The organism is Weissella viridescens, assembly GCF_001437355.1.
Taxonomy (GTDB): Bacteria; Bacillota; Bacilli; order Lactobacillales; family Lactobacillaceae; genus Weissella; species Weissella viridescens.
In genome coordinates, this window is sequence record NZ_JQBM01000002.1 from 336,255 (window position 1) to 353,984 (window position 17,730).

General features: G+C 38.2%; 17 protein-coding genes and 1 pseudogene. 13 read left to right on the forward strand and 5 right to left on the reverse strand.

Features of this window, described 5'->3' with window-relative positions; genetic code table 11:
- Window positions 1–271: 271 nt before the first annotated feature.
- Entirely contained in the window at window positions 272–1,126 is an 855-nt protein-coding gene (locus tag IV50_RS04225) for an aldo/keto reductase (RefSeq protein WP_057745544.1), read from the forward strand.
- A 12-nt stretch (window positions 1,127–1,138) separates the two neighbouring features.
- Window positions 1,139–1,528 carry a MerR family transcriptional regulator gene (locus tag IV50_RS04230; protein WP_057745546.1) on the forward strand — a complete coding sequence of 130 codons (390 nt, stop codon included), beginning with the start codon at window positions 1,139–1,141 and terminating at the stop codon, window positions 1,526–1,528.
- A gap of 84 nt (window positions 1,529–1,612) precedes the next feature.
- Here IV50_RS04230 and IV50_RS04235 read toward each other — a convergent pair whose 3' ends face one another.
- The gene (locus IV50_RS04235) at window positions 1,613–2,563 is read right to left on the reverse strand and encodes a LacI family DNA-binding transcriptional regulator (protein ID WP_057745547.1); all 951 of its coding nucleotides are present in this window, start codon (window positions 2,561–2,563) and stop codon (window positions 1,613–1,615) included.
- A gap of 160 nt (window positions 2,564–2,723) precedes the next feature.
- Between IV50_RS04235 and IV50_RS04240 the strand changes: the two genes are divergently transcribed.
- The 7 genes from IV50_RS04240 (at window position 2,724) to IV50_RS04270 (ending at window position 9,961) form a co-directional block, all read left to right on the forward strand.
- Entirely contained in the window at window positions 2,724–4,049 is a 1,326-nt protein-coding gene (locus IV50_RS04240; RefSeq protein ID WP_057745548.1) for an SLC45 family MFS transporter, read from the forward strand.
- Between the two features lie 31 nt (window positions 4,050–4,080).
- Entirely contained in the window at window positions 4,081–5,766 is a 1,686-nt protein-coding gene (locus IV50_RS04245) for a glycoside hydrolase family 13 protein (protein ID WP_057745550.1), read from the forward strand.
- A 308-nt stretch (window positions 5,767–6,074) separates the two neighbouring features.
- Entirely contained in the window at window positions 6,075–6,866 is a 792-nt protein-coding gene (locus IV50_RS07745; RefSeq protein ID WP_057745553.1) for a DUF1254 domain-containing protein, read from the forward strand.
- A gap of 47 nt (window positions 6,867–6,913) precedes the next feature.
- Window positions 6,914–7,435 (forward strand): DUF1214 domain-containing protein, encoded by a 522-nt coding sequence (locus IV50_RS07750; RefSeq protein ID WP_057745557.1) that lies wholly within the window; start codon window positions 6,914–6,916, stop codon window positions 7,433–7,435.
- Window positions 7,436–7,503: 68 nt separating this feature from the next.
- Window positions 7,504–7,965, forward strand: coding sequence for a hypothetical protein (locus IV50_RS04260; protein WP_057745560.1), 462 nt, complete (start codon window positions 7,504–7,506; stop codon window positions 7,963–7,965).
- Between the two features lie 221 nt (window positions 7,966–8,186).
- A complete protein-coding gene (locus IV50_RS04265; protein ID WP_057745563.1) occupies window positions 8,187–8,768 on the forward strand; it encodes a hypothetical protein in 582 nt (193 codons plus the stop codon).
- 599 nt (window positions 8,769–9,367) lie between these two features.
- Window positions 9,368–9,961, forward strand: a complete 594-nt coding sequence (locus IV50_RS04270) for an NAD(P)H-dependent oxidoreductase (RefSeq protein ID WP_057745566.1) — start codon at window positions 9,368–9,370, stop codon at window positions 9,959–9,961.
- Between the two features lie 59 nt (window positions 9,962–10,020).
- Here IV50_RS04270 and IV50_RS04275 read toward each other — a convergent pair whose 3' ends face one another.
- The 3 genes from IV50_RS04275 to IV50_RS04285 form a co-directional block, all read right to left on the reverse strand.
- Window positions 10,021–10,461, reverse strand: coding sequence for a hypothetical protein (locus IV50_RS04275; protein WP_057745568.1), 441 nt, complete (start codon window positions 10,459–10,461; stop codon window positions 10,021–10,023).
- Window positions 10,462–10,648: 187 nt separating this feature from the next.
- A complete protein-coding gene (pnuC, locus tag IV50_RS04280; RefSeq protein ID WP_057745571.1) occupies window positions 10,649–11,410 on the reverse strand; it encodes a nicotinamide riboside transporter PnuC in 762 nt (253 codons plus the stop codon).
- Between the two features lie 245 nt (window positions 11,411–11,655).
- Window positions 11,656–12,123 (reverse strand): hypothetical protein, encoded by a 468-nt coding sequence (locus IV50_RS04285; RefSeq protein WP_057745574.1) that lies wholly within the window; start codon window positions 12,121–12,123, stop codon window positions 11,656–11,658.
- 266 nt (window positions 12,124–12,389) lie between these two features.
- Between IV50_RS04285 and IV50_RS04290 the strand changes: the two genes are divergently transcribed.
- Window positions 12,390–13,049, forward strand: a complete 660-nt coding sequence (locus IV50_RS04290; RefSeq protein WP_057745575.1) for a VTT domain-containing protein — start codon at window positions 12,390–12,392, stop codon at window positions 13,047–13,049.
- Between the two features lie 34 nt (window positions 13,050–13,083).
- Here the strand turns inward: IV50_RS04290 and brnQ are convergent, their stop codons facing one another.
- Complete coding sequence (gene brnQ, locus IV50_RS04295; protein ID WP_057745578.1) at window positions 13,084–14,427, reverse strand: branched-chain amino acid transport system II carrier protein; 1,344 nt, start codon at window positions 14,425–14,427, stop codon at window positions 13,084–13,086.
- A 538-nt stretch (window positions 14,428–14,965) separates the two neighbouring features.
- Here brnQ and IV50_RS04300 point away from each other — a divergent pair.
- From IV50_RS04300 to IV50_RS04310, 3 genes and pseudogenes are all read left to right on the forward strand, one after another.
- On the forward strand, window positions 14,966–16,303 hold the full coding sequence (locus IV50_RS04300; RefSeq protein ID WP_057745582.1) for an FAD-dependent oxidoreductase: 1,338 nt from the start codon (window positions 14,966–14,968) through the stop codon (window positions 16,301–16,303).
- A gap of 197 nt (window positions 16,304–16,500) precedes the next feature.
- A complete protein-coding gene (treR, locus tag IV50_RS04305) occupies window positions 16,501–17,196 on the forward strand; it encodes a trehalose operon repressor (protein WP_057745585.1) in 696 nt (231 codons plus the stop codon).
- A gap of 18 nt (window positions 17,197–17,214) precedes the next feature.
- Window positions 17,215–17,706 (forward strand): annotated as a pseudogene (locus tag IV50_RS04310) (PTS sugar transporter subunit IIA).
- Window positions 17,707–17,730 lie beyond the last annotated feature (24 nt).

The following is a 17,730-nucleotide window of genomic DNA, read 5'->3' on the forward strand; positions in this document are numbered from 1 at the left end:
TTTGCCTGTCGCTGAAATGACTCTGGATTTTTCTAACAGAATGTTGCCAAAATTGATGACTTTAGATGTAATCGAAAGTAATGATCCATGGATGATTTCCAATGCGAAGTGTAATGGTCAATAAAACTGAAATTTAAAATGACGCTGACTTAAGAAAAAATACCTGCTCTAATTAAAATAAAGCTTGCTTTGGAGTGAACTCCAAGGTATACACTTGAATTATTCAAAGTTAAGAATTAAGGCATATGGATTGAAAAGGGAGATAAAAATTATGACAGATAAGGTGATTTTAAATAAAAACACTGAGATGCCAAACTTAGGGTTTGGTGTATATCAAGTGACTGACCAAAATGAAGCAAAGCAGGCTGTGATTGATGCCATTGATGCCGGATATCGGTTAATTGATACCGCTGCCAGTTACGGTAATGAAAAGGCTGTCGGAGAAGCAATCGAGGATTCAAACGTGTCTCGTGAAGAATTATTTATCACATCAAAATTATGGGTGGATGATACTGGATACGAGGCTACTAAAAGAGCTATCAAAGAGTCATTAGAACGATTGCAGTTAGATTATCTAGATCTATTCTTGATTCATCAACCATATGGTGATGTATTTGGGTCATGGAAGGCGATGAATGAGGCAAAAAATGCTGGTTTAATTCGAGCTGTTGGTGTTTCCAACTTTTCTATTGCGCAAATCACAAATATAGCAGAATTTAGTGGCATTAAGCCCGCAATAAATCAAATCGAGGTTAATCCATTCAACCAAAATAATGAAGCAGTCGAATATCTACAAAACTACGGTGTTCAAGTAGAGGCGTGGGCACCATTTGCAGAAGGTAAGAATGGATTGTTTACAAATGATACTCTGCAAGAAATTGCAGACAATCACAATAAGTCGATTGCTCAAGTTGTGCTACACTGGAATGTGCAACGTGGTATAGTACCTGTTTCAAAATCAACCAAGCCAGAGCGAATGGTACAAAACCTTGATGTCTTGGATTTTGAACTTACTGATAGTGAAATGGAGAAGATAGCACAATTAGATACTGGAGACAGTCAATTCTTCTCACATGAAGATCCAGAGATGATTAAATGGATGGCACATCGAACAGTTGAAAAGTAAGGTGATTGGAAAATGAATGTCAAAGAAGCTAGTCAGAAAACTTGTGTTTCAACAGATACAATTCGTTATTATGAAAAAGAGGGATTAATTCCCAGAATTGACCGAAACGGCGCAGGAAATCGTGAAATAGATGAAAAAATCATTCGAAGGATTACATTCGCAAAACAAATGCGGGATGCGGGTATGTCGATTAAGGCATTGAAGGAATATACAGATCTAGTTGATGATGCTGACGATAATTCTGAGAAACAAAAGGAGATTTTGAGAGAGCAAATTGAAGCTATGCAAGAACGTAAAGATGACATTGATTTCGCAATCAATCATTTGAAGTATAAACTAGAACACTATGATGAACACATGAAAAAAACTGAAGATGTGTTGCATGAATTAGAGAAAAAATGAGTTAGAAGACTCGCATGAAAATCATTGCCAAATAATTAAATTAACAAAAAAGACCTACCAAAAATGGTAGGTCTTTTTTTGTATCTAATCTGCTAATTTTGTGGTTGTTTCCCCTTGAAGTAATGTTGGTGGTATAACCGACTGACGAATATTTTGATGATTTGAACTAATCGCCGAAAGTAATGTTTGAACCATTTTCTGGGCAATTTTTTGTAGTGGTTGACCAATGGTTGTGAGATCTAATGGACTGAGATGGTTAATAAAAATGCCATCGAAACCAACAATGCCAACATCATTGGGGACGGCGAGTCTCTTATCATAACAACTATAGAGGGTACCGAGCGCAAGTCGGTCACTCGCCGCCACGACACCTGTTAATGGTGGGAGGGTGATTGAGTTGAATAATTGACGTGCTTCCTTATCACTATTAGGTAACTGATAGATTGTTTCGGTCATATAGTCTGGAGTTTCAATCGCTTTGAACCCATTTAAACGTTCAACTACGAATTGCTCATTTAAATCGATGCCCAAATAAATCAAATGTTGGTAACCACACATAATGAGATGTTGTTTTGCCAGCATCGTACCAAGTTTATTATCAACATCTACGCTCGCAAATTCAGATTGATTACCATATGCGACAATTGGAAAAGTTAATGCATTCAGCTTAGCTTTATCAGTCGCCCGAGCCCCACTGACGAGAATGCCATCAATGTCATGAAAATGATCGTCCAAGCTACGATGTAGCTCTAAGTTATAACCTTCTTGATAAAGAAAATCGGAGACGTAAGTGATGAGTTGACCAAAATAAGGATCAACATTTGAAACTTCATCAAGCATGACAAAAGCAATTGTATAGGTGCGACTGGTTGCCAGTGCTCGACCAGCACGTTGTTGTACATACCCTAATTCATTAATCGCGCGTTGTACGGTATCGGATATCTCCGTGGAAACTTGTTCGGGGTGATTTAAAACACGCGAAACAGTCATCTTAGAGACGTGCGCCTTTTTGGCGACATCAGCAATAGAAACCATAGTGACCTCCAGTTTATGTATGTAAACCCTTACATGCTCTATTCTATCATGTTTATTCTGTTACCGGTAACACACTTAAAAGCAGTGCAAGCGTTTTCATTTAACTGTATATTAAAGGTACAGCTAGCTGAGCAAATGAATGGAATATAGGAGCAGGAAAATGGCTGAAGTGCATAAAAAGAATTTACCGGAATTAGCAAAGAAAACAATCATGTTAATGACTTTTGGAAATCTGGGTGTTTCCATGGCCTTCTCACTACAAAGTTCGAGCATGGGTAGAATCTTTCAAACCATCGGAGCGGACCCCACAAAGTTAGGATTTTTCTTTATCTTACCACCATTGGTTGGGATGTTTATTCAACCATTAGTGGGCTACTTTTCAGATAAAACGTGGATACCGAAATTGGGTGGCCGTCGGATGCCATATCTTTTAATTGGGGCTTTAGTTTCAGTGCTTATGATGATGTTATTACCAAATTCGGGATCATTCGGCTTTGGCTTTGGATCAACAGCGGCCTTAGCCTTTGGCGCATTTGCCATTTTATTTATGGACTTATCATCAAATATGGCTATGCAACCATTTAAAATGATTATTGGAGACATGGTACCAGACGATCAAAAGAATTATGCTTGGTCATATCAGACAATTTGGGGAAATATCGGAAGTATCTTGGCAACATTGCTACCCTTTATTTTGACAACGATTGGTGTTTCGAACGTTGCTGCTAAAGGGTCATTACCAAATTCAGTGATTTGGGCTTTCTACATTGGGGCCTTTATTCTAGTAGTCAGTGCTTTATTTTCTGTCACATCAGTAAAAGAGTATAATCCAGAAGATTATGCAAAATATCATCAAGTAGAAGAGAAGAAAACTGGTCAAAAGATGGGGCTATTAACGTTAATTAAACATGCTCCTAAAGTCTTCTGGACGTTGGCAGTCGTACAATTCTTTGCATGGGCTGCTTTCCAATATCTCTGGACATATGGATCAGGGGCAATTGCTCAAAATGTTTGGCATACGACGAATCCTTCATCAGCCGCCTATCAAGCAGCCGGGAATTGGTTTGGGATTTTATCAGCAGTCCAAGCGGTCGCTTCAGTTGCTTGGGGCTTTGCCTTATCAAAGACAGCAATCAATCAGCGCTCAATTGCTTACGCTGGTGGATTAATCATTGGTGGAATTGGATTCATGTCAGTATTCTTCATCCACTCGCAATTTGCGTTGATTGCGGCGTTTATTATGATTGGAATTGGTTGGGTAAGTATGAATGCTATTCCATTTATGTATTTGACGAGTGAACTAGATGGCGAAAATGACGGTACCTACCTTGGTTTATTCAATAGTACAATTTGTTTACCTCAAATTGTGGCGTCAGTGGCATCATTTGCTGTCTTCCCGCTTGTCGGACAAAGCATGCCAGCCATGTTATTGATTGCCGGAGCATTGATGGTTTTGGGTGCAATCGCAACACGTTGGGTTAAATAATGAAAATAATAGGAAGTTGAGGGATTTAATTATGGGACACACACGTTGGTGGAAAGATGAAGTGATTTATCAGGTGTATCCACGTTCATTTCAAGATACAAACGATGATGGTATTGGAGATTTACCAGGTGTCATCCAACATCTTGATTACTTAAAGAAATTAGGAATCACAATGATTTGGTTGTCACCAATATATAAGTCACCGATGGTCGATATGGGATATGATATCGCCGACTATCAGGCCATTGACCCGCAATTTGGAACAATGGAGGATTTTGATAATTTATTGGAAGCTGCTAAGCAAAGAGATATGAAGATTGTCATGGACTTGGTCGTTAACCATACTTCTGATCAACATGAATGGTTTCAAAAAGCCTTAGCGAATAAAAATAGTCCATACCGCGATTACTATATTTTTAAAAAGACGACGGATGGAAATGTCCCAAATAATTGGCGCGCTATCTTTGGGGGCTCAACTTGGACCGAAGTGCCAGGGGAACCAGGGACTTATTATTTCCACACCTTTGCGCCCCAACAACCTGAGTTAAATTGGGAGAATCCAAAGTTACGTCAAGAGATTTATCAAATGATTAATTGGTGGATGGACAAAGGTGTTGCCGGATGGCGCGTGGATGCGATTACGCATTTGAAAAAGGATCTGGATTGGGCAAGTATTCCTGCTGACGCTGAGGATGGGCTCGCGTCCGTTGTTAAGAAGGGGCAAAATCGTCCAGGAATCGATGTGTTCTTGGATGAGTTAAAGCGTGAGACCTTTGATAAGTACGACGCTATTACGATTGGTGAAGCGTATGGTGTTCCTGAAAGCGATTTGCCAAGTTACATCGGACCGGACGGCTATTTCTCAATGATTTTTGATTTTTCATATATGAACATTGAAGTGGCTGATGTGAATGAATGGTATCTGGGACCATCAAGTTGGTCGACCAAGGATTTAAAAGATATTCTGTTTAAGAGTCAAGCGGATATAAAAGCTGTTGATGGTTGGAGTGGAAATGTTCTAGAAAATCATGACCAGCCACGAGCGCTATCAAAATTAGTGCCAAATCCAAAGTATCAGACGGGGACAGCAGCAAAAGCATTAGCGACGATGTATTACTTTTTGCCTGGCGTACCATTTATCTATCAAGGTCAAGAAATTGGTATGAAGAATTTTGAACGACACGCTATTCAAGAGTTTAATGATGTTTCATCGATTAATAACTATGAAATGGCGCTAAAGAAGGGCTATTCTGAGGCAGAAGCGTTAAAAACGGTTAATGCGAAATCTCGTGACAATGCTCGGACACCAATGCAATGGGATGATTCAAAGTATGCTGGCTTTTCTAAACATGAACCGTGGCTTGAAATGGGTAATGATCGCGCAGGTATAAATGTTGTTGATGAGTTATCGAATGCTGACTCTGTTTTGAATTTTTACCAACGGATGGCCGTGATAAGAGCAGATGCGCATTACCATGATACTTTGATTGATGGGACATTGATTGAACTTCAAAATGTACCAGATAATGTGATTGCTTACCAACGAGAACTGGATAATCAAGTTATAACAGTGCTTATTAATCTTGGCACACATGAGGAAGAGGTAGCGCTACCTGAGGTGGCAGACCAAGTGATTTTAGATAATAACGTGCATGTAAGAACTACTGAACCGAACATAGTATTACCACCGTACACATCGATTGTCTTCGCTTCATAAGACGAACTTGAGTTATTTATAACAATGAAATGAATTAATGCCGCTAGATGAACGCATATTACAATGTGTTCATTTTTTGTATATAAAATGAGTTTGTGTGGGATGCGTACGATTCAGCTATTTTTCGATAATTGTTTGGGAATAGCAGTTATACACAAATACAGTGGTACATTAATAAAAATATGGACTTATCACTTTTAGTTGTAAGGTTGCTTTTGTTTACATTAGTCATCTTAATTGATACTGTAGTGTTCTGATTGTATTTAAGTTATAATGAATTAAAAATAAATTAGAGTTGGAGTATGTATATGACAAAGTTGAGCGATTTACCTCTTGAAGTGAAAGCAGCCATTTTCGGTAAGCCATTAGTTCAAAATATTGATCAAATTAAAACGTCAGTTTCAGAAGGTTTTGGTTCAAGTCCTAAGGCGCCATACAATGAGTTTAGTAATGCCAGCACTCTTTCAGATGCAAATAATCATTTCGTCAGTGTGAATAACGATACGCTTTACTCACAAGTTATGATGGACTTGTCAGCTGGGCCAGTCGTACTTGAAATTCCGGAAATTAATAATCGTTATTATGTGTTCCAATTGGTAGATGCCTGGACAAATAATTTTGGTTACTTAGGACAACGTACTTTGGGTGAAAAGGGTGGCAAGTTTATCTTTGCTCAAAGTGACCAAATGAATGATATTCCTGCCGAATATAGTGACTATCAAGTCATTAAAGCACCTTCACAAGTAATTGCAGTTGTTGGACGAATTGCATGTACTGGTGAGGATGATTTGGTGAATGTACATGCCTTGCAAAAGCAACTGGTAGTGCATGGTGTCAATGAAAATGCTGAAATTACTGGAACACCGACTGTCGATACGGACGACACCGATGCTTTGATTTTCTGGAAGAAGTTACGTACGTACATGCAAGCTTACCCAGTTTCAGAATCATTCAAGCCAATTTTTGAAGATATTGAAAAGCTAATTGGTTTAAATGATGACCGCAATGCGAATGATTATTTTGCTGCTCTGTCTGAAGAAGCGCAACAAAAGTTGATTGACGGAGAAAAAAAGCAACTAAGGTTATTGTTGATCTCTTAGAGAATTCAAATGCGCGTACTGAAAACGGTTGGCAAGAACAATTCCACGTGTTTGATTACAATGTTGATTACTTTGAGTTTGGTGCATTAAAGGGTAAGGAATGGGAAGTGGGTTATGCCAAGACCACCGAAGCCTTGGAAGAAGCCAGCGTTTTGAGAAATGTAGCAGCGACGGCAGGATTATGGGGAAATAATGGCTATGAAGCACTATACTTCCCTACATATGTTGATGGCTCTGGCAACCAACTTGACGGTAATAATGTGTATGAGCTAACTTTTACGGAATTGCCTCCAGTTGATGCTTTCTGGTCAATTACCATGTATGATGCTGAAAACTTCTTCTTAGTTGATAATGAAATTAATCGTTATTCAATCGGTGATCGTACGGCAGGTATTAAGTACGAGGATGACGGGTCATTGAAAATTCAAATTTCTGCTGAGAAACCAGAAGATACAGCTAATTGGTTGCCAGCGCCGAAGGGGCGTTTCCGACCTGTTCTACGTGCCTACTTACCACAAGAAGCAATCTTTAATGAGACGTACAAGCTTCCTGGAATTAACCTAAAGTAAGTTTTCCTGGGGCATGAAAAATCTTGTCGTTTAATACATGAGACAATTTTTAAAGAGCGGAGCAGACAATGCGAATTTTATTAGTAGCGATTATCAGTACCTTAGCCTCAATCCTACCAGGTGGTTGGATGACGGTTTTTGCCTTTACTTTTTTGCATAATTGGATTTTAAAGATTTTTCGATTTGTTTTCCTAGGCAACAAATATGTTGCTTTCAGTTTAGAGCAAACTGGAGAACATGAATTGACGCTGGAAAATTCAGGAACCGAAGAAATCACGGACGTTGCACTTCAAGTTAAAGATGCAAAGCATAATAAAATCGCTAATGAAGATCTTTTGGACTTCAAACCAGGCGATACTGTAAAGATTACCATCGACGCCGAAATTAAAAATACTGAATACCTTGAAGCTGAGCATCTTTATAAGAAGCACGCACGTCATAAGCGTGTATTCATGCCAATGTACAATAAGTATAAGCACCAGCAACAAAAAGCAAAGCGTGCGGCAAAGAAACAAGCAAAATCAAATTAGGTATCTTAAAAAGACATATCCAATAGGGGTATGTCTTTTTATTAGTCGTTTAGTGAGGGGATTAAACAGCACCGGCTTAGATGCGAGAGATAATCACGCAGTGGGATTTTAATGTGAACGTACCCATTCATGGCAATAAATACATGGGATAACACTGACTAGTGCCAAGCTGATAACTCATATATAATATGGGTATGAGACTAGTGAGATGGAGAAGATAAATGTCTGATAAAGAAACACGAAGTGGACGTCATGAAGCAAAGAAACGGGTACCGTGGATTTTAGTAATTATGGTTGTATTAGTTATCATCGTAATTGGTGTAACAATCGGGGGTGTGATGGGATCCCAAGGAACTAATAAAAGAAGTGTGAACGAGTCTTCAAAAATCTCCGAATCAAATCCATCAACCAAATCTTCAACTGTAATAGAGAGCAGTAGTGAAGAAGTTTCAGGATCACTGGATTCAGATGCAGTAACGAATAGTGGAGATGATACGCGGTCGACTGAAGCGACATATAGTAGTGTTTCTGATGTGCCGATCAATGAAGATGTTGACGAATTACCAGCAGATGCAAAGCCTGATGGTGCAGGAAATTATGTATCTTCCGATGACAGGATTGCGTATATTCCACAAGATAATGGCACCTACATAACCTTGCCAACTAGTGCAACGCCATACACAGGACGGGGTTACAAACAGCAGCTAAAGAGAGCTGAGTTCAAACGCGAAAACCTAGAAAAGGGCGTTAATAAATTAAGCGATGAACAATTGCGTGTATTAGAAGAAATCGGCGAAAACTAAATTCTATACAAGAGGTGAAGTAAAACAGACCTACTTAAATCATTAGGTAGACTTGTTTTTTTCTTATTTGTATATCAATTGGATGACGCAATTTTTGACGTAGAATCTGTTATCAAGCTAAATCAATTGTTTGGGATAAAGCAGATGGACTTCGTCTATACACGGATTCTGCAAATGTTAGTCCAGGAAAATATCACAGCAATTTGATGTGGACCATTAAAAATGGTTATTAATTGGACATTGGTAAGGTTAGATGACATGAAGTGAATAAATTCAAATACTAATGACTGATTTGAATTTAATTGACTGTATAAAAAATAGCAAGAGCTCGCAAAGTTGTAATGCGAGCTCTTTTTTATAAAAATTTTTTTTAAATAAAGCAGGTGATTATTAATTCAGGGATTAAATGTGAATGATATATTTTTTTATACATATATTTAGTTTTTTATCTATCGTATGCGTGTGCTACAGTAAAATAAAATGCCTAATTTTACAATGCGTATATGCTTTTTACTGTGAATTTATTACTAGAGAAATATTTTTTATGATGATACGATGTATATACAAAATAAATTAATGCAAATATGAGGGACTAAAAAATGAAAACAGTTATTGTATATAACCATCCATATAAGAAAAGCTTTAATCACGCAATCCTAGAACGCATTGTCTCAACAGTACAGTCAACAGGTAACGAGGTTGATGTGATTGATTTAGATGAAGATCAATTCAATCCAGTTATGTCGACTGAAGATTTAGCAGCCTTTGTGAATCAGAAACCAGTTGATCAAGCATCGATTGGATATATTAAAAGATTGAAGGAGGCAGACCATTTGGTATTTATTTTCCCAATTTGGTGGGAACTAATGCCAGCGATGATGAAGGGGTTCATTGACAAGGTGATTTTTCTTGGTGGAACATATGAATATGCTAAGAATGGTATTAAGATGTACAGCCAGTTGCCAAAATTACAATCGGCAACAATTGTGACCACGATGAATACACCGAAGCCATTTTACAAGGTGGTATATAGTAATGCGATTCAACGTGCGATGGTGCGGGGAACGCTTAAATTATCAGGGATGAAAAATGTAAAGTGGATCAGCATGAATATGGTTAAGATGGCATCTGATAAGAAACGGCAAAAGTGGTTAGACAAATTAGAAACTTTTTTTCTGAAACAGAATGAGTAACCGATTGCATAATAAAAACAGCCAATTAGTACGCTAACTGGCTGTTTTAGTCTTTTAAATTAAATTGCTTTAACTTTTTGATTTGTTAAAATACGCGACACGATAAATGCTAAGGCGAATGCAGTTAATACCACGATGATTAAGATGAATAGCCAAGTATTGACATGATGGCTGAAGTGTTCCATTACCTCAAAGGTTGAGCTACAAGCTTTGATATATCCAGCCAGCGCAACGAAAAACCAAGCAATAGCTTTATTTCGAAGGGAGTTGAATGCTTTTAAAGCGGCTTTTTGTTCATCGGTGAGTAATAACTTTAACTGGTTTAAATCACGTAAATGTATTTTACGATCTGCGAATGCGTGATTATGAATTTCATCAAAATCAATATTTGCTAACAAGAGATCGCGCTGTTCGTCTAATTCTAAATAAGCCTGATAAAGTGGAAATATGAATAATAACCATTCCGCGATGCAAACCATGGTTGTGCCAAAAATACCCATGTTGAGTACCCCTAATTTCAGTAAGATTAAAGATAAATCTTATACCTTCTAAATATAGTTGTCAAACATTTTAAAGTAGCATAGGCTGAATCTTTGTAATAGAAAAAACTCCCAGATGATGGGAGCTTTTTTTTAATTTGGATTAATGAATAATCTTATTCGTCATTGGTTTATGCGTGTTTTTAATTTAATTTTCGCGCATCCATTGATAAGTACCATAAAATGAATTTAGTAACATAATGATATTGGTTGTTAACATTGTCGTTGATCCAGCTTGGCCTTGTTGAAGTAAGTGAATGTAAATAGCGACATTCAAAACATTAATTGTTATCCAGAATAGCCACTGAGAGCGTTGACCGAATGACATCAAAATTTGTCCAACAATACCAAGGGGTAATAATGCTGCTTCAAAAAGGGATAACACACCATGATTCGCAGCAATATTTTGGTTTAGTACAAAATAAAGAATAACTGCGGCCGCTATAACTGCGGCAAATTGAAGATGGGTGAGACGCTTTGCATGCACGCGATTACTGTGCGTTGCATTTAAGTCATTTTGCCAGAAATACATGCCAACGAATTGCATAATGATATAAAAATATTGGGTATAAGTCGAACCGATTTGATGGTTCATCATGGCGATAATCAACCAAGCAATTGCGGAAATTAATCCCCACGCATAATTAGCTAGAAGTCCCTTATTAACAAAAATGAGGGAGACAACCATCGTTAGTCCGGCAATCAGTGAGATGATAGCACCTGTTGAATAGTCGTGGGCTGAATAGAAAACCGCAACTTGCGCAACAAGCATGATTGTAAGCAGAAGCCAGTCAATTTTTGTAAATTGGTTAACTTCTTTGGCTTCATACTTCGGACTGAAGGCGTGAATTAAACCTTCAAAAGTTGTTGTAAGGACAGACTTGCTTCTATTGAGAATAGTATTAGACATTGGTTTTCCTTCCCATAAATACTGAATTTCCAGTGTTTCTAAGGTGTCTTGACACCCTAGAGAATATCATAACAATATGACTGATCAAAAGGAAGGCTTTAATGGTGCTTTTTAATTTATTTATGATGGTTTTAGCATTTAAATAAATGTTATAGAGATTATCCGTGTATTGAAACGTTTTATGCAAATGTTATGAATCCAAACCAATAAAAAAGAACCATCAAGTACATGGTGGTTCTTTCTTATTATTTAATAACAGTATGTTTAGGATCATTAACCGTAAAACTTCCGTCAGGGTTTGGGTAAGCAGTTAACAAACTCGTATGATCATTATCTGATCCAATTAATGTATATGAGTTACCTGCATTGCGTTTAACTGCTAGTGTTGACGCATTTGAACCGGCTAGGTCATTTTCACGTGCAAGAGCACGCAATTTTTCAGTCAATTGTGGCACAGTCACTGTATATTTAGCTTCTGTTTTAGATGACTTGGGTGAGCTACTTTTAACGTCAACTTGTGATGTACTAGAAGATGGAGCGTTGGTATTGGTTTTCGATGTTTCAATTTTTTGAGAGGAGCGTTGGTTCGATGATGATGAATGATTTGATTCATTTGTTTTTGAATAACCAATGAAACCACCAAGACTAAAGCTAGCACCCACTAGCAAAATCAGTATGACAAGAGCAACAAAACTTTTAACGTTTTTTGACATATTCAGATTCCTTACCATGAATTATTTTCTAAATTAAGTATAGCATTGATTTAGAAGATATCGTGTGAACTACGATTAATTGCTCATAAAGTGAAGGGGGGGCGCACCGTGTATATAAACTGATACGTTGGTTAGGCGAGTTTAGACACAATTGTCATAAAATCGTTGGGTATTTCTCAAATAGATGATACATAATTATGTCGCAATATGATAAAGTAGATTTTTATGATATTTATAATAATAAAACAGAGTGAGGAATATTTTAAATGAATGCTATTTCTACAGTTATCAATGTGTTTTTACATCTTGATAAGTATTTAGACCAATGGGTGAATGTTTTAGGACCATGGACGTACGTCTTAATCTTTGCCGTAATCTTTATTGAAACGGGATCAGTTGTGTTTCCATTTTTGCCGGGAGATTCATTGTTGTTTGCAGCAGGTGCTGTAGCAGCATTGCCAAAGAACGTGCTGAATCCGGTCCTATTAATTGTAATCGTTTGGATTGCTGTTATCTTGGGTGATTCATTGAATTTCTACATTGGTAAAAAGGTGGGATTGCCACTTATTCATAGTAAATTTGTGGGACGGTTTGTGACTCAAAAGAACTTGGATGATACCAATAAGTTCTTTGAAAAGTATGGTATCTTTGCCGTGATTTTGGCGCGTTTCATGCCAATTATCCGAACACTTTCGCCATTTGCAGCGGCACTTGCTAACTACCCATACAAGAAGTTTATGATGTTGGATATGATTGCTGCAACTTTGTGGACATTAATCTGTATTCCAGCCGGTTACTTCTTCGGCCGTATCCCATTTATTCAAGATCACTTCTCACTTGTGATTTTCGGGATTTTGTTCATTTCAGTTATTCCAGCTATTGTTACTGGATTAAAGTCTTACTTAACCAAAAAGAAGCATGCCTAAATAAAAATGACCTACCATTTCTGGTAGGTCATTTTTATTTAGCGTTTTGTCGTTTAACGGCGTAAACGCTTAAACCAAGCAGAGCACCAACTAATCCTGGTAGAACCCAACCAAGTCCTTGACTCGCGAATGTGACATATTGGTGGTAGAACGTAATAACCGGCAAGACCAATGCATTTTTTGCCAGTGGTGAAGCAGCTAACGCATCAAAACAGGCTGATGGTGTTACGAATAGCATGGTCAATTGATAAACGATTTGAGAGCCATTAAAGTATTTTTTAGTGAGTGAAAGGACGATTAAAGCAAGTACAAATGGGTAGATAAACATCAACACTGGCGCAGACCATGAAATGATGTTCGTTAAACCAGCATTTGCTGTTGCAAATGAACCAATGGCTGAGACTGATAGCCAAACATTATATGAAAATTTCGGAAAAATCAGATGCATATCATGTGCAAAAGATGAAAATAATCCGACTGCAGTGGTGAAGACAGCTAAAATCACGAGTACGCCAGTTAGAATCGAACCAAAAGTACCAAAATAATGATTAATGATAGCCATCAATGAAATTCCGCCATTTTCTGCTGGCTTCATGATTGCAAGACTTGAAACACCTAATGCAATGAGAGCGGTATAGATAATAGCTTCAAAAATAATGCTTAACAGCCCTGCCTTTGCGAGTGTCTTTGAAACAGCAGCCCCACGATAACCAAGTCCGCGCACTGCGTAAACAACTGAAACAGCAAGTGCTACCAGTGCAATACCGTCCATAGTGTTATAGCCATCTAAGAAACCTTGCATAAATGTATTGGTCTTATACGCTGTAGCGGTGGGTTGATTGAGATCACCCATGGGATTAAAAGCTGAAACAATGAGAATAAAGGCTAAAAGTACAACTAAGATTGGTGTTAAATATCGACCAATCCAGGCTGTTACACGCGAATCTGTGATACTGAGAAAAAAAGCAAGTCCAAAGAATAAGGCTGAAAAAATAACCATACCGAGGGTTTGCCATTGTTCAGGTAAAAAGGGCGCAATCCCCATTGTAAAACCTGTAGCAGCAGTACGTGGTGTACCAAAGAATGGCCCGATTGTCATATGAATTAAGACAAGTAGGGCCATACCGAACCATGGGGCGACAGGTTTAGCTAAATCATAGACGCTTTGTGAATGTGTTGTTGAAACAGCCAACATGGCCAAATAGGGGACGACAGTCCCAGTAATCAAGAAGCCAGCAGTTGCCAAAACCCAATGTGAGCCAGCCATTTGACCAAGTTGAACTGGGAAAATAAGATTACCAGCTCCAAAAAACATCCCAAAGACTAATGATGCCATAAGCAGTAGATCGGTAAAAGATTTTTGACGCGAATGTTGCATAATGGAATACCTCCTAATGTATACCGAGTAATAAAAAAAGCACAATTGGCTACAACAGCCAATTGTGCAAGAATGTCCGCATTCCATACAATTGAACTGCTCGCTTTGTTGGTTTAACAAAGTGAGCAACTCAAAGGAAAGCTTACTTCGTTAAACCGAAATAATCTTAATAATTGCAATATGTTCAATTGTTGGATTCATAAGACGCATAACAATGGACTTCCTTTTTTATATTAATGATTGTTCATAAGATTAAAACTAAATGATAAAAATGTCAACAAAAAAAGAGTTATTTTTGAAGATTCATGGATTGAATTTTATGCAATGCGTATATTCAATCGGCCACCAAGAAATGACTCCCCCTTAATTGAACACATCTGCCAATGTGTTCGATTTTTAATGTAAATGATACCTTGTGGTAACACTTACCATTAGTAACTGTGTGTATAATATTATTAATGAGTTCACAAAGCTAAAGCGAATTAGATTGTTTTGTGAATATGGATGCTATGACAGGGTTAAAAAATGGAGGTCAACTATGAAGGTTGCAGTTATCGGAAGTACACACGCTGGTGTTTTTGCAGCGAAACAGATTAAAGCTGAAGTTCCCGATGCCGAAGTGCATGTCTTTGAGAAGAACCAAACAGTCTCGTTCCTTTCTTGTGGAATTGCCTTATGGATTGGGGACCATGTTTCATCGACAGAACGTATGTTTTACGAATCACCTGAATCATTAGAAACTCAGGGCATTCAAATGCATATGCAGACAGAGGTGACCCAAGCTGATTTAACCGATAAACGTCTTAAGATTAAAAATTTGACGAATGACGAAATGCGTGAAGAGCAGTTTGATAAAATTATCATTACGTCTGGCTCAAAGGCTGTTATTCCACCCATTCCAGGGATTGATAGCGATAAAATTTATATGAGCAAGAGCTGGGATGATGCAAATCGCTTAAAGGCACAGACCGAAGATGTAAAGCGTGCCATTGTCATTGGAGCTGGGTATATTGGTGCCGAATTGGCAGAACAATTGTCACTTGCAGGGAAGCAAATCACCTTAATTGATGCACTTGATCGCGTTTTGGCAAAAAATGTATCACCAAAGCTGTCTGAAATCATTGCACGCAAATATGAAGAACATGGTGTAACTTTAGCCATGAATGAAAAAGTGGTTGGTTTTGAAGATACTGCTGATGGCATTCGTGTAAAAACTGATCGTGCGGAATATGAAGCAGATATCGCTATTCTCGGCATTGGATTTATTCCAAATACAGATTTAGTTGCTGACCAACTCGACACATTACCAAATGGTGCTATTAAAACTGATAAGTATATGCAAACGTCACTCCCTGATGTTTATGCCGCTGGGGATGCTAGTGCAGTGTTTTACAATCCCACGCAAGCGTATGATTACATTCCATTGGCGACAAATGCTGTACGACAAGGAATGTTGATTGGACGTAATATTTCACAACCAAAGGTAGCATATCCAGGGACGCAAGCAACATCAGCTGTTGAACTATATGAAACGGCGATTGGAACAACTGGGTTAACTAGTGTTGCTAATGCTGAAGCTAAGGGAATCTCAGCTGATGCAGTTACTATCGAAGAAGATTACCGGCCTGATTTCATGTTATCCACTGAACGTGTCGTTGCTTCTTTAGTTTGGGAGAAGGAAACGCGTCGCATTATTGGGGCAGAATTCTTGTCAGCACACGACGTTACACAAGCGGCGAATGTCGTGTCAGTTGCTATTGAGAATCAGATGACAATTGATCAGTTAGCGCTTTCTGATTTCTTTTTCCAACCAAACTTTAGTCAGCCAATTAATTATATTTCATCTGTGGCCATGGCCGCAGTTGCAAAAGCTTAATGAATTAAAGATAAAAGAAGGCAAACAGATGCCTTCTTTTTTTTGTCATTTTTTTGTCAAAAAAGTTGTCTGCACAAACAAAACCAGTCCAGTAGGGATTTATACCAACATGACTAGTCAAGTTCAAGCACAACCGAAATTACGTTGTTGTAAACGCTTACAAATGCTGATAAATTAAGAGTGTAAGGAGAACAGACATGGAAAAATATCGAGAGATTTATCAAGATATCCAAGCGCGGTTACTCGAAGGTGAATTTGAACAAGGTAAATTATTGCCAAGCGATCATAAACTCATGCAAAACTATGGTGTTGCACGAGAAACTGTTCGTAAAGCAATGAAACAGTTAGCCGAGGATGGTTATGTGCAGAGGTTACGAGGGAAAGGCACCATTGCTATTGATCAACGACAATTTCATTTTCCATTATCCGAAATCACAAGTTACACGGAGTTAGTGCAGAGCGAAGCTTTGAGTTCACAAAATCAATTAGTTGAATTTGAAGATGGGTGGTTGCCAAAGTTGTATGGGGAATCAGAACCTGTCGCAGTGAAGCGTGTGGTGCGTTTGCGTAAGGTGGATGGTGAAATCGACATCATTGATTATGACTATGTCTTGCAATCTGTAGCCCCCCAATTAACCGCTGAAGCAGCACAGCAGTCACTTTTCAAATATTTTGAACAAGATTTGGGATTGGAAATTGATTATGCGATTAAAACATTGACGGTGGAACTTGCAGATGCAGATGATCGGCGGTATATGCAGATACCTGCGTATGCGCCAGTGGTTGTTGTTCGAAGTAAAACATATTTAAAAGATAGTGCGGTTGTCTCGTATACTGAATCGCGACATCGTGCTGATCGGTTTTCAAGTGTTATTTTTGCTAAAAGGCATTAAAAGGGAGGGTATATGACAATGTTTGGATTTAAAAAGAAGCATGAACTTATCGATGATGAACGGATTTTTGCTGTGGCGAGTGGGGAACTAATACCACTACAAGATGTTGATGATCCAGTCTTTTCACAAGGGATGATGGGGCGTGGTTATGGGGTGAATCCGGTAGAAAATGCAGTTGTGCAAGCACCGGTGTTTGCTAAAGTCACCTTGGTTTAAGGTCATGCGATTGGTCTGGAACGAGCAGATGGATTGCAATTTCTGATTCATATTGGGATTGATACTGTGAATTTAAGTGGGCATCCATTTAAACCGATTGTTGCTGAAGGGGATATTGTTGAAGCTGGTGATGAACTGGTTAAAGTTGATTGGAATGAAATTACGAATCATGGATTAGCCAAAACGGTGATGGTGGTGATGCCAAATGAACAGAAACTCGGGGCGGCTGTCACGATTAATGATCAAGTTCGGAATATTGAAGTTGGAGCTGAAATAGGTACGGCAACACGTTAGCTAGCTATACTAGGGGGATTAAAA

Bases quoted from the DNA above. Each gene is read 5' to 3' on its own strand.
- IV50_RS04270 (WP_057745566.1), top strand. From the start codon at position 9,368: ATGAAAACAGTTATTGTATATAACCATCCATATAAGAAAAGCTTTAAT.
- pnuC (WP_057745571.1), bottom strand. From the start codon at position 11,410: ATGTCTAATACTATTCTCAATAGAAGCAAGTCTGTCCTTACAACAACT.
- IV50_RS04285 (WP_057745574.1), bottom strand. From the start codon at position 12,123: ATGTCAAAAAACGTTAAAAGTTTTGTTGCTCTTGTCATACTGATTTTG.
- IV50_RS04300 (WP_057745582.1), top strand. From the start codon at position 14,966: ATGAAGGTTGCAGTTATCGGAAGTACACACGCTGGTGTTTTTGCAGCG.
- IV50_RS04235 (WP_057745547.1), bottom strand. From the start codon at position 2,563: ATGGTTTCTATTGCTGATGTCGCCAAAAAGGCGCACGTCTCTAAGATG.
- IV50_RS04245 (WP_057745550.1), top strand. From the start codon at position 4,081: ATGGGACACACACGTTGGTGGAAAGATGAAGTGATTTATCAGGTGTAT.
- IV50_RS04240 (WP_057745548.1), top strand. From the start codon at position 2,724: ATGGCTGAAGTGCATAAAAAGAATTTACCGGAATTAGCAAAGAAAACA.
- IV50_RS04225 (WP_057745544.1), top strand. From the start codon at position 272: ATGACAGATAAGGTGATTTTAAATAAAAACACTGAGATGCCAAACTTA.
- IV50_RS07745 (WP_057745553.1), top strand. From the start codon at position 6,075: ATGACAAAGTTGAGCGATTTACCTCTTGAAGTGAAAGCAGCCATTTTC.
- IV50_RS04230 (WP_057745546.1), top strand. From the start codon at position 1,139: ATGAATGTCAAAGAAGCTAGTCAGAAAACTTGTGTTTCAACAGATACA.
- brnQ (WP_057745578.1), bottom strand. From the start codon at position 14,427: ATGCAACATTCGCGTCAAAAATCTTTTACCGATCTACTGCTTATGGCA.
- IV50_RS04260 (WP_057745560.1), top strand. From the start codon at position 7,504: ATGCGAATTTTATTAGTAGCGATTATCAGTACCTTAGCCTCAATCCTA.
- treR (WP_057745585.1), top strand. From the start codon at position 16,501: ATGGAAAAATATCGAGAGATTTATCAAGATATCCAAGCGCGGTTACTC.
- IV50_RS04265 (WP_057745563.1), top strand. From the start codon at position 8,187: ATGTCTGATAAAGAAACACGAAGTGGACGTCATGAAGCAAAGAAACGG.
- IV50_RS04290 (WP_057745575.1), top strand. From the start codon at position 12,390: ATGAATGCTATTTCTACAGTTATCAATGTGTTTTTACATCTTGATAAG.
- IV50_RS04275 (WP_057745568.1), bottom strand. From the start codon at position 10,461: ATGGGTATTTTTGGCACAACCATGGTTTGCATCGCGGAATGGTTATTA.